Source organism: Mycolicibacterium iranicum (assembly GCF_002101705.1).
Taxonomy (GTDB): Bacteria; Actinomycetota; Actinomycetes; order Mycobacteriales; family Mycobacteriaceae; genus Mycobacterium; species Mycobacterium iranicum.
The window spans coordinates 1-12,722 of the sequence record NZ_LQPC01000002.1; the positions used below are offsets into that span (position 1 = coordinate 1).

4 protein-coding genes and 1 pseudogene are annotated in these 12,722 nt (G+C 65.0%); 3 read left to right on the forward strand and 2 right to left on the reverse strand.

Going from position 1 to position 12,722, the window contains the following annotated elements; all coding sequences use genetic code 11:
* Window positions 1–279: 279 nt before the first annotated feature.
* Together AWC12_RS00090 and AWC12_RS00095 are read right to left on the reverse strand one after the other, a co-directional pair.
* Window positions 280–1,152 carry a crotonase/enoyl-CoA hydratase family protein gene (locus AWC12_RS00090; RefSeq protein ID WP_085171516.1) on the reverse strand — a complete coding sequence of 291 codons (873 nt, stop codon included), beginning with the start codon at window positions 1,150–1,152 and terminating at the stop codon, window positions 280–282.
* A 251-nt stretch (window positions 1,153–1,403) separates the two neighbouring features.
* Entirely contained in the window at window positions 1,404–2,177 is a 774-nt protein-coding gene (locus tag AWC12_RS00095; RefSeq protein ID WP_085171518.1) for an SDR family NAD(P)-dependent oxidoreductase, read from the reverse strand.
* A gap of 1,445 nt (window positions 2,178–3,622) precedes the next feature.
* Between AWC12_RS00095 and AWC12_RS00100 the strand changes: the two genes are divergently transcribed.
* The 3 genes and pseudogenes from AWC12_RS00100 to AWC12_RS30465 form a co-directional block, all read left to right on the forward strand.
* Window positions 3,623–4,231, forward strand: a complete 609-nt coding sequence (locus tag AWC12_RS00100) for a chorismate--pyruvate lyase family protein (protein ID WP_085171519.1) — start codon at window positions 3,623–3,625, stop codon at window positions 4,229–4,231.
* Between the two features lie 144 nt (window positions 4,232–4,375).
* Complete coding sequence (locus AWC12_RS00105; protein WP_085171521.1) at window positions 4,376–6,451, forward strand: p-hydroxybenzoic acid--AMP ligase FadD22; 2,076 nt, start codon at window positions 4,376–4,378, stop codon at window positions 6,449–6,451.
* Between the two features lie 17 nt (window positions 6,452–6,468).
* Window positions 6,469–12,691, forward strand: a pseudogene (locus AWC12_RS30465) (type I polyketide synthase); the annotation flags it as partial.
* Window positions 12,692–12,722 lie beyond the last annotated feature (31 nt).

The window sequence follows — 12,722 nt, forward strand, 5'->3', positions numbered from 1 at the left end:
GGTCGACGAACAACGCGGTCAGGACCAGACGGGCCTTTGACGTGGGTTGCGGCATCCCCGAGCATCACGCCGAGCCGGGCTGTCTCCAATGCCCCGAGACATCTATCTCCAATGACGCGAGACATCTGTCGCCGATGTCCTGAAACACCACACTGTCCCCGCCACCAGATTTTCATGCCATTTGGGAACACTTTGGGATGCCAAACGTGCCCAGAGGGGCGCAACCTCTCGGTTGGGCGTCGGGCTTGTAATGTCGTCCGGCCGCGAGGTGGCGCAGCTTCAGCCGAGATCGTCGGGGATGTCGTCGACGGATTGGGTGAACTGTGGTGGCCGCTTTTCCAGAAAGGCTCGTACGCCTTCTTTCCCGTCACCGATTGAGGCGTGCCACATGGCGAGGCTGTCGCGGCGGTGGGCTTCGAGTGGATGGGTGGAGCCGGCGCCGGCGTAGAGCAGTCGGCGGGTCATCGCGAGTGCGGCGGACGATCTCCCGTCGATGAATTTGTGCGCCAACGCATACGCGCTCGGCAGCAAGTCGTCAGGCTCGTGAATGGACCGCACCAGGCGATGAGACAGGGCTTCTTCGGCCGAGAGGATGTCCGCGGAGTACATCAGTTCCAGGGCGGTGGGCATTCCGACGATCCTGGGTAGGAAGTAGGAGGACGCTGCTTCGGGCACGATGCCGAGCTTGCCGAAGACGAAGCCAATGCGCGCCTTCGTGGATACCAGGCGAAGGTCCATCGCCAGTGTCATCGTCGCACCTATGCCTACGGCCGCGCCGTTGATCGCGGCGATGACGGGTTTGTCGCAGTCGTGGATCGCGAGGGTGACTTTACCGCCGGTGTCGCGGACACCGTCCTGAAACGGTGCTTCCGTGAGCCGCTCTCGAAGCAACTGTGCTGTCGGAGCGGCTGATTCGTCCAACCCGAACACGTTGCCCTCCGCCGCAAGGTCCATCCCGGCGCAGAATGCCCTACCTGATCCCGTGACGACCACGGCGCGTACGGCGTTGTCGCGGCGCACCTGGCGGAAAGCCTGTTCGAGCTCGGCGGCCATGGTGAGGTTGAAGGCGTTGAGTTGATCGGGCCGGTTCAAGGTGAGGGTCAGCACGCCGTCATCGACTGCCCATGTCAGGGTCTCGAAGTGGGGATCCATCCGTTTAGTCTCCTCGCACTGGCTAGAGGCGCTGCGCTGCCGTCGCAGTCAGAGTCGCACGAGTGAGAACGGGTAGGCGAACGTGCCGCCCGGCGCCCCGTCGCAACCCGCTGCGAACGAAGAACGGGGCGGCATGGGAGGCGATGCCAGGGACGTCGTGGCCACGGCAACGGCCAGCGGTACCGACAACGACATAACGACTTTCATTCATGCCTCCCAGCTCGTGTGACCGACATCCCCACGACGGCGTGTCACATGTGCGAGCCGCCGTCGATGCGGACCTCGGTGCCCGTGATGAAGTAGGCATCGTCGCTGCCCAACATCGCCACCACACCGGCCACCGCATCCGGTGGGGCGAAGATTGCGCCTCCGTCCAGGGGAAGCATCGGGGCCACCTTGCCGAACAGGGCGTAGTCCGAGTCCTCGGGCAGCCCCGGCCCGACGCTTTGGCGGGAGGATCCGGTGCCATCGGTCATGCCGGACGAGATTGAGCCTGGCTGAACGGAATTGAATCGAATGCCGGCCTTGGCGAACTCCATCGCCCAGGAGTGGGTCATCGACAGCACGCCGCCCTTGGAGGCTGCGTAAGCGGCCATGTAGGGATGGGCAAAGTGCGCCGAGGTGGAGCTGAAGTTCACCACGGCGGCGTGATGGCCTTCGTGCAGCGCCGCAATGCACTCCCTGGTGACAAGGAATGTCCCGATGAGATTGATGCGTAGGACGTTTTCGAAGTCGGCGAGGGTGGTCTGGGCAAGGTGCGCCGAGCGCAGAATTCCGGCGGCGTTGACCAGTGTGTCCAACCCTCCCAAGGCATTGAGTGACTCGGCCACACCTGCGGCGACGGACTCCTCGTCGCCGATGTCCATGGCGACGGTCGTCAGTCGATCGCCATCAGCGCTCGCTTTCGTCGCCGTGTCGGCGAGCCCCTCACTACTGATGTCAGCGGCGACGACATGGCCTCCTTCAGCAAGGATGCGCAGCACGCACGCTTGGCCGATCCCTGACCCGCCACCGGTGATGAGCACCCGTCGTCCGGAATAGCGCGAAAGGGAAGGGGACGAGCCTCCGGACGTAGTGGTCACAAAACATCTCCCGTCGTAGATCTGCAGGCATTGATAACCGACTCTGGCATTGGCTGTCTAACTTCACGTGCACAACGGCGTCATCGGTGGTCGGTTCCCGGGTGGATGGGACGCGAACGCGCGAACATGTCGGACGCAAATTCGGAGAGAAGTACCGAACACCCCTCCTCATCATCGAGACCAAGACGGATTCGTCGTACTTAATCGGTACGGGCCAGATCCGAACCGGTTGAAAACACCGACCGCAGCCATGCTCGATCAGCATTCCGTCAAACTGCGGAAGTCGCTGTGGTCTCGCGAGGTCGTTTGCTCTGAATGTCCACCAGCCCGACGACCGGCTTCGCCGTCCCCCGCCTTGGGTGACCAGGCCAGACTGCAGTGCCCTAGGGATCTTCCGGTCGTCAAACAGCTTGCTGCGGCACGTCTGCGAACACCCAGACGACAGTAGACGTACGGGCGCCTCGGCCGAAGCGAGCTCGCGAATCGTCGGAGTCGAATACTCCATGGGGGCACCCTGTTCGCAGCGGACAGGCGCGTCCAGGCGCGGCGGAACGGCCCTTTTAGCAGCGCGCTTTGGTATCTGAGACCCGTTGGTGCAGCCGCCGCGTATCGACACCGTCAGCGAGTTTTCCCGGGGCAGCCGGCGACGAGTTGGACAGCGACGAGTCATTGTTATTGATGGACGGGGTGCTGGCCGGCCGCGAACCCAATATTTGCGAACAGAACACTCCCAAACGCCGAAAGCGGGCTTTCCGGCGGAATCGCTCAGATCGCGGGCCCCGCACTGAGCTGCTCAAACGGGAAACAGTGGGGATCTGCGAATGCCCACTTTTCGTTCCACCACTCAACGGTCGCAGGGTCGAATGTTGCCCTCTGCAAACATGCGATTCGCACGACATCGGAATGGCCGCGAACCGGTTGGGGTCCGCGGCTTTTCCGATTAGGCCCGGCTTGGCGAGCTGTGGGCTGGTAGTCGCTGGTGGGGTCGAGGGCGAAGGCGACATCGCGAATGACGCTGAGGTTATTCGAGAATGACAATCAGGTTGCGCAACTCACGACGAGGACGAAGCGCAGGTACGTTTCTTCGTTAAAGCCGAAGCGCGATCATGAAGACGGTACGCTGTGTCATTTCAGGGGGGTCGAGGTGACGACATGAGGGCGGTAAATCCAGCGAGAAGAGCCGGTGCGGCTTTATCTTGGCTGCATCGTAACAACATCGCCATTAGCCAATGGCAGAATCCGCAATTTGCGGAGGAGGCGACCGGCGGGGGGCTTGTGAACACCGCGTCTCGCCTAGAGGGCAGATCTGTGGCGCTGTGCGTCAGACTCGGACGTTCTGTTCGAAGCGCACTACCCACACCGCGACTTCAGCGCTCGAACACCGAGATATGACAGCAGATGTCGACCGCGTAGCCGAACTGTCGGTTACCGATATCCGACGACTCAACCGCGACCTTCGGATACTCATCGCAACCAACGGCACCATGACGCGGATGCTCACGGCCTTGGCCAACGAGGAGATCGTCGTGGATATCGTCAAGCAGCAAATTCACGACGTCGCGCCGGAATTGCCCGAATTGGAGGGTAGCGCGATGGGGCGTGTTCTTCAGCGCGATATTTTGCTGAGGGGCCGAACTTCTGGAAACGCATTCGTGGCCGCGGAGTCGTTGATCGCCATCGATCTCTTGCCGCGCGCCATCATGACAAGTCTGACAGAGACCGATCGGCCGATCGGCGAAGTGATGGCGTCAAGTCACATCGAGACCTTCAAGGAGGAGGCGAAAGTCTGGACGGGAAAGGTGCCGCGTTGGCTGGCACATGACGAATACGAGATTTCGCCCACGGAGACTGTTGCCCGCCGGTATCGCGTTATCGCTGGAGGGCAACCAGTCATGATTATCACTGAATATGTCTTGAAAACTGTATTCGACGACACTTCGAAGAACAAATTTGTTACCGCCAGTAAGCAAGCGGAATCTCGAAATAACGGAATGTAGACGGGACTGTAATCAGCGGTCCGAACCGCAGGAATTGAGAATTTCATAGCGCTGACCGTGTCGCATCTCTCACTCGCGCCTGTGAATTCGGGATCGGGCGGTCACGACGGGTCGGGGGCCGTCACGGTGAATGGACATCTAGACATGCTGAATGGGAATCTGGCGGAACTGCTCGCCCGGCGGGCATCGGAGGATGGGTGGTACGACAAGCCCGCCTACTGTGCGCCGGACGTGGTGACGCACGGCCAGATCCATGACGGTGGTGCGCGCCTCGGCGAAGTGTTGAGGAGCCGCGGACTTTCCAGGGGCGATCGTGTGCTGCTGTGTCTGCCGGATTCGCCGGATCTCGTGCAGTTGCTGCTGGCGTGCCTGGCGCGCGGGATCACGGCCTTCTTGGCGAATCCCGATCTTCATCGCGATGATCACGCCTTTCAGGAGCGCGATACGGAGCCGGCGCTCGTCGTCACCTCCGGTTCTCTGCGCGATCGCTTCCACCCCTCGGGCGTGGTAGAAGCAGCAGAGCTCATGGCCGATGCGGCGCACGTCGGTCCGGGTGGGTACGAACCCCTCGATGGTGGCGCTCCTGCCTATGCGACGTACACGTCCGGCACGACGGGTCCGCCGAAGGCCGCGATCCATCGCCACGCCGACCCATTGGTTTTTGTCGAGGCCATGTGCCGTAATGCACTGCGGCTCAGCGCCGCAGACGTCGGATTGAGCAGCGCTCGCATGTATTTTGCGTACGGCCTGGGTAATTCGGTCTGGTTTCCACTGGCGACGGGTAGTTCGGCGATCGTCAATTCGGTGCCTGTGAGTCCGGAGATGGCCGCGACGCTGAGCGCGCGATTCCAGCCATCAGTGCTCTACGCTGTGCCGAATTTCCTGGCCAGAGTCGTCGACACATGCGCTCCCGATTCGTTCCGTTCGCTTCGCTGTGTGGTATCGGCGGGAGAGGCGATGGAGATCGGCCTGGCCGAGCGCATCATCGAATTCTTCGGCGGCATACCAATTCTCGACGGAATTGGCTCTACCGAGGTCGGGCAGACTTTCGTATCCAACAGCGTCGACGAATGGCGCCCGGGAACCCTGGGAAAGGTCCTGCCGCCCTACGAGATTCGGGCGGTGGCTGAGAACGGCGCCACTGCTGCCCCCGGGATGGAGGGGGACCTGTGGGTCCGCGGATCGTCCATCGCGCAGGGCTATTGGAATCGCGCTGAACCGCCCGCCGGCAGTGATGGTTGGCTCGAAACCCGGGATCGGGTCTGCATCGACGACGGGGGGTGGGTCACCTACCGTTGCCGCGCTGATGACATCGAGATCGTCGGCGGCGTCAACGTCAATCCGCGGGAGATCGAGCGGGTCATCATCGCGCACGACGCCGTGTCCGAGGCTGCCGTCGTCGGCGTGAGGGAATCCACGGGTGCCTCCACGCTGCAGGCGTTCCTGGTCCCGGCGGGCGATGCCGTGATCGACGACGTGGTGTTGCAGGACATCCACCGGCAGTTGATCAGCCGACTGTCTGCGTTCAAGGTGCCGCACAGGTTCGCTGTTCTCGAGCGGCTCCCTCGAACGGCGAACGGGAAATTGTTGCGGGGCGATCTTCGCTTGCAGCCTCCGACGAAACCGATTTGGGAACTTCCGTTGCATAGGGCGGAGGGCGTGCTCTCGGCTGGCGACGGCGACGTGACGCTCAAAGAGCGGTTGTCGTTGTTGCAGCAGGAACGGCACCGGCTGGTGGCCGACGAGGTATGTAAAGAGGCCGCCAAGATCTTGGTTGAGCCTGATCCTCGCTCGATCAATCGCGATCTGGCGTTCTCGGAACTGGGTTTTGACTCGCAGATGACGGTCGAACTCAGCAATCGACTGGCCGCGCTGACGGGCCTGCGGCTGCCCGAGACGATCGGGTGGGACTGTGGCTCGATTTCAGCACTGGCCCGGCACGTGGAGACCGCACTGTCGGGATCCGACAGTCGGGTGGCGCTGTCCGCTGCGGCGACTTCGGGCACCGACGGTGTTGCGGCGGTCGAAGAGGAGCTGAAAAAGGTCGAGGAGATGGTGGCGGCCATCGGGCCCGACGACAGGCAGTGGGTCGCCGATCGTTTGCGTGCACTGCTGTACAGCATCACCGATGGCGAGGATCGGCTCGGCGAGCGGATTCAGGCGGCCTCGACGCCGGAAGAGATTTTCCGGCTGATCGATTCTGAGTTCGGCGAGTCATGAGGGGGGAGCAGCAGAATATGACGAGCAGCGTTGAGGGCGCCGACGAGGAACGCGAAAAACTGTTCCGCTATCTAAAAAAGGCTGTGGTCGAGCTCGACGAGGCACGCGCACGTCTGCGCGACTACGAGCAACGCGCGACGGAGCCGGTGGCTGTGGTGGGGATCGGCTGTCGCTTCCCGGGCGGGATCGATTCTCCGGATGCGTTGTGGGAAGCCGTTTCAGCGGGCCAAGATCTGGTGACGGACTTTCCGGCTGATCGCGGTTGGGACGTGGAGGGCATCTATGACCCGGATCCCGACGCCGACGGCAAGACCTATACCCGCAAGGGCGCGTTCCTGGAGGACGCAACCGGTTTTGACGCCGGGTTCTTCGGGATCGCGCCAGGCGAGGTCTTGGCGATGGATCCCCAGCAGCGGTTGATGCTGGAGGTGTCGTGGGAAGCGTTGGAACACGCGGGAATTGACCCGTTGTCGTTGAGGGGGTCGCAGACCGGGGTGTTCACCGGGATCTTCGCGCCGAGCTATGGCGGCAGAGATTCCGGCGCCCTCCAGGGATACGGGTTGACCGGTACGACGGTGAGCGTGGCCTCGGGGCGGGTTTCCTACGTGTTGGGTTTGGAAGGCCCAGCGGTATCACTGGATACGGCGTGCTCCTCGTCGCTGGTGGCGATCCATTCGGCGATGGCGTCGTTGCGGACCGGTGAGTGCGATCTGGCATTGGCCGGTGGGGTGACGGTGCTGGGGTTGCCGTCGATCTTCATCGGATTCAGCCGGCAGCGCGGGCTCGCTCCCGACGGACGTTGCAAGGCGTTCGCCGGGGCCGCCGACGGAACCGGCTGGGGCGAGGGCGCCGGGGTGGTGGTGCTTGAACGGCTGTCCGATGCGCAGCGGTTGGGGCATACGGTGTTGGCCCTCGTGCGCGGTAGCGCGATCAATCAGGACGGCGCCTCCAACGGTTTGACCGCGCCCAACGGGCACGCCCAGCAGCGCGTCATCCTGGCAGCGTTGGACAGCGCGGGGTTGAGTGCAGCTGATGTGGACGTGGTGGAGGCTCACGGGACGGCCACCACCCTCGGTGATCCCATTGAGGCGCAGGCGTTGTTGGCGACCTATGGGCAGGACCGTCCGGCGGGGCGGCCGCTGTGGCTGGGCTCGATCAAGTCGAACATGGGTCATACACAGGCTGCGGCGGGCGTGGCCGGGGTGATCAAGATGGTGCAGGCGATGCGGCATGGCGTGATGCCGGCGACATTGCATGTGGATGTGCCTTCTCCGCGCGTGGATTGGGACAGCGGCGCGGTGTCGCTGTTGACCGAGGCGAGGGACTGGCCGGTAGATGGTCATCCGCGCCGGGCCGGGGTGTCTTCGTTCGGGATCAGCGGCACCAACGCGCACGTGATCATCGAACAAGCTCCCGAGCCGGCCCCGATCGAGAGCATCGCGCGCGGGCAGGGGTTGTCGATGCTGCCGTGGGTGATTTCGGCGAGATCGGCTGAGGCGCTGACGGCTCAAGCGAGCCGACTGTCAGCACACCTGGAGGCTGCTCCGGGGTTGGCCGCGGTCGATGTGGGGTTCTCGCTGGCGGGCCGGTCGGTGTTCGAGCACCGTGCGGTGGTGGTCGGCGGCGACCGGCAGACGTTGATGGAAGGTTTGGCGACGCTCGCCGAGGGTGAGCCGGGTGCGGGGGTGTCGGTAGGTCACGCGGGGCCGGTGGGGAAGACGGTGGTGGTGTTCCCCGGGCAGGGCTCACAGCACATCGGGATGGGCCGCGAGCTGCACGGCCAGTTGCCGGTATTCGCCGAGGCTTTCGACGCGGTGGTCGATGAGTTGGATCGGCATCTGAGATTGCCTCTGCGCGAGGTCCTTTGGGGTGCAGATACCGGTCTTCTTGATACCACTGAGTTTGCCCAGCCGGCTCTGTTCGCAATTGAGGCGGCGCTGTTCGCGGTGTTGCGGCGCTGGGGCGTCCAGCCGGACTTCGTGATGGGCCACTCGGTGGGGGAGTTCACGGCGGCGTACGCCGCCGGGGTGTTGACGTTGGCGGACGCGGCGATGCTGGTGGTCGCGCGCGGCCGGTTGATGCAGGCGCTGCCTTCGGGTGGGGCGATGGTGGCGGTGGCCGCCGCTGAAGACGAAGTGATGCCCCTGCTGAGTGAGGGTGTGGGGATCGCTGCGATCAATGCGCCCAAGTCCGTGGTGATCTCAGGTGCGCAGGCCTCGGCGGGTGCGATTGCGGACCGGTTCGCAGAGCAGGGTAGGCGGGTACACCGGCTGGCAGTGTCGCATGCGTTCCATTCGCCGCTCATGGAGCCGATGCTCGAGGAGTTCGCGCGGGTCGCGGCCGGGGTGCGGGCCCGTGAGCCGCGGATCGGGTTGGTGTCCAACGTGACCGGCGAATTGGTCGGTGCTGGAAGTGGTTTCGGTTCCGCTCAGTACTGGGTCGAGCATGTGCGCCGGCCGGTGCGTTTCGCCGACAGTGTGCGTCACCTGCAGGCGGCAGGCGCGACCCATTTCATCGAGGTCGGTCCCGGTAGTGGTTTGACGAGCTCCATCGAGCAGTCGTTGGCTCCGGCTGAAGCGGTGGTGGTGCCGACCCTGCGCAAGAATCGCCCGGAGGTGGCCTCGGTGCTGACCGCCTCCGGTCAGTTGTTCACCACCGGCGTGCCGGTGGATTGGCCGGCGGCGTTCGCCGGATCGGGTGGGCGGCGGGTCGAGTTGCCCACGTACGCATTTCAGCGACGGCGGTTTTGGGAGGCGCCTGGCGCCGAGGGGTCCGCCGACGCGGCCGGTTTGGGGCTGGGGGTGACCAAACATGCCTTGTTGGGGGCGGTGGTTCAGCGGCCCGATATCGACGGGGTGGTGTTGACCGGCCGGTTGTCGCTGACGGATCAGCGTTGGTTGGCCGACCATGAGATCGGCGGGGCGGTGCTCTTTCCCGGGACGGGCTTCGTGGAGTTGGCGATCCGCGCCGGCGATGAAGTGGGCTGCGCGGTCATCGAGGAGTTGGTGCTGGCGGCACCGCTGGTGATGCACCCCGGTGCGGCGGTGCAGGTGCAGGTGGTCGTGGGGCACGCCGAGGACTCCGGGTACCGGACTGTATCTGTGTATTCCCGCGATGACCACGCCGAGGGTTGGTTGTTGAACGCCGAGGGCAAGCTCGGTGTGCACGCAGCGGAGGTGTCCAGGGCGTCGGATTTGTCGGTGTGGCCGCCGGCGGGTGCGGAACCTGTGGATATCTCGGACGCCTACGCGCAGTTGGCGGAGCGTGGCTATGCCTACGGCCCGGCGTTCCAGGGGTTGGTGGCGGTCTGGCGGCGTGAGTCGGAGGTCTTCGCCGAGGTGGTCGCTCCTCCCGAGTCCGGTGTCGCGGTCGACGGGATGGGGATGCATCCGGCCGTGTTGGACGCTGTGCTGCATGCGCTGGGTTTGGCTGTCGAGACCGGCGAGACGAGACTGCCGTTCTGCTGGCGGGGTGTGTCGCTGCACGCCGCGGGCGCTGCTCGGGTACGGGCCCGCCTCGCCCCGGCAGGGACGGATGCGTTCTCGATCGACGTGACCGATGGCGCGGGATTGCCGGTGCTGACTGTCGGCGCGCTGGTCACCCGAGCGATGAGCGCCGAGCAGCTGGGCGCCGCGGTTGCGGCGGCCGGCGGTGCACCGGAGCAAGGTCCGTCAGAGGTGGTGTGGTCGCCGATATCGGTCAAGCACAATGAGACTGACGAACATTCATTGCCTGCGGTGGTCTCCTGGGAGGACTTCAGCGTCGACGCGGATGGTGCGGGCGATGCGGGTGTCGTGGTGTGGGAGTGCGGGTTTGCCGGTGAGGACGCGGTGGGCTCGGTTCGTGCGGCTACCCACGCTGCGCTGGAGGTGTTGCAGTCCTGGCTGGGTAAGGATCGGGCGGGCACGCTCGTGGTGTTGACCCGTGGCGGCGTTGCGTTGCCCGGTGAGGATGTCAGCGATCTGGCCGCCGCGGCCGTGTGGGGAATGGTGCGTTCGGCGCAGGGCGAAACCGATGGCCGGATCGTGCTGATCGACACCGATACAGCAGTCGACGTGGCGTTGCTTGCCGGAGTCGGTGAACCGCAGCTGGTGGTGCGCGGCGGCACGGTGCATGCCGCCCGATTGTCCCCGGCCCCGCCGCTGCTCGCGCTCCCGGCGGGGGAGCCGGCGTGGCGCTTGGCAGCAGGCGGCGGCGGGACGTTGGAGGATCTGGTGATCCAGGCCTGCCCGGAGGTGCAAGCACCGCTGCAGCCGGGGCAGGTGCGGGTGGCGGTGTCAGCCGTGGGCGTCAACTTCCGCGACGTGGTGGCCGCCTTGGGGATGTATCCCGGCCAAGCGCCTACGTTGGGTGCCGAAGGTGCCGGGGTGGTCGTCGAGACCGGTCCAGAGGTGACCGGTGTGGCCGTCGGTGACTCGGTGATGGGATTTCTGGGCGGTGCGGGTCCGTTGGCCGTCGTACATCAGGACCTGATCACCCGGATCCCGCAGGGCTGGTCTCTGGCCGAAGCGGCCGCAGTGCCGGTGGTGTTCCTGACGGCGTTGTTCGGGTTGGCCGACTTGGCCTCGATTCGCGCCGGCGAATCGCTGCTCGTCCATGCCGGCACCGGTGGCGTGGGCATGGCGGCAGTGCAGTTGGCGCGCCACTGGGGGGTGGAGGTCTTCGTCACCGCCAGCCGTGGTAAGTGGGACACGCTGCGCGCCATGGGGTTTGATGACGACCACATCGGTGATTCGCGCACGCTGGACTTCGAAGAGAAGTTCCTGGCAGTTACCGAGGGGCGTGGCGTCGATGTGGTGCTCGACTCGCTGGCCGGTGAATTCGTCGATGCTTCGCTGCGCCTGCTGGTTGGAGGCGGCCGCTTCCTCGAGATGGGCAAGACCGATATCCGCGATGCGGAGGAGATCGCTGCAAGGTATCCCGGCGTCGCCTATCGTGCGTTCGACCTGTCGGAAGCCGGCCCGGTGCGCATGCAGGAGATCTTGGCCGAGGTGCGGGAGCTCTTCGACTCCCACGTGCTGCACCGGCTGCCCGTCACCACGTGGGATGTGCGCTGTGCGCCGGCGGCCTTCCGGTTCATGAGTCAGGCCCGCCACATCGGCAAGGTGGTGTTGACCATGCCCTCGGCGCTGGCTGAAGAGCTTGCCGGGGGCACGGTGTTGATCACCGGAGCCACCGGTGCGGTCGGTGGGGAACTGGCCCGTCACATGGTCAAGGCCTACGGGGTTCGTCATCTGGTGCTGGCCAGTCGCCGCGGCGATCGTGCCGAGGGGGCTACCGAGCTTGCCGCCGAACTGGCCGAGGCCGGTGCTGACGTCGCTGTGGTGGCCTGTGACGTGGCCGACCGCGATGAGGTGCACGAGTTGTTTGCCCGGCTGGCGCGAGATTTCCCGCCGGTGCGCGGCGTGATCCATGCCGCCGGGGTGCTCGATGACGGCGCCATCATGTCGTTGACACCGGAGCGTGTCGATACGGTGTTGCGGGCCAAGGTAGATGCGGCGTGGAACCTCCACGAGGCGACCCGCGAGCTGGATGTGTCGATGTTTGCGCTGTGTTCCTCGATCGCAGCCACCGTGGGCTCACCCGGGCAAGGCAACTATGCGGCGGCGAATGCGTTTCTCGACGGGTTGGCCGCTCACCGGCAGGCCGAAGGTCTGGCCGGTATATCCCTGGCGTGGGGGTTGTGGGAACAGCCCGGCGGCATGGCGGCTCATCTGAGCAGCCGCGATCGCGCCCGGATGAGCCGTAGCGGGCTGGCCCCGATGAACCCCGTGCAAGCGCTCGAGCTACTCGACGCTGCGCTGGCGATCGATCACCCCGTGATGGTGGCGACCCGCCTGGACCGGGGCGCACTGGATGCCCTGGCCCAGAGTGGCGGATTGCCCGCGTTGTTCAGCGGGCTCGCGCGTCGCCCCCGACGACGCCAGATCGAGCGCGCCGGTGATGCCGCTCAATCGAAATCAGCACTGGCGCAACGACTCAGTGGGTTGGCGCCCAGCGAGCAACACGATCTATTGGTGGGGCTGGTGTGTGTGCAGGCCGCGGAGGTGCTGGGCTTGCCTTCTCCCGACGACCTCGATCCCGAAGCCGAATTCCACGCTCTGGGCTTCGACTCGCTGACCGCCGTCGAACTGCGCAACCGCCTCAAAACCGCGACCGGGCTGACGCTGCCCTCCACGCTGATCTTCGACTACCCGACCCCCGCCGCGGTCGCCGACTATGTGGCACAACAAATCCCGGAAAGCCAGCGCACCGACGGGCCCTCGCGTGC

Bases quoted from the DNA above. Each gene is read 5' to 3' on its own strand.
- AWC12_RS00090 (WP_085171516.1), bottom strand. From the start codon at position 1,152: ATGGATCCCCACTTCGAGACCCTGACATGGGCAGTCGATGACGGCGTG.
- AWC12_RS00100 (WP_085171519.1), top strand. From the start codon at position 3,623: ATGACAGCAGATGTCGACCGCGTAGCCGAACTGTCGGTTACCGATATC.
- AWC12_RS00105 (WP_085171521.1), top strand. From the start codon at position 4,376: ATGCTGAATGGGAATCTGGCGGAACTGCTCGCCCGGCGGGCATCGGAG.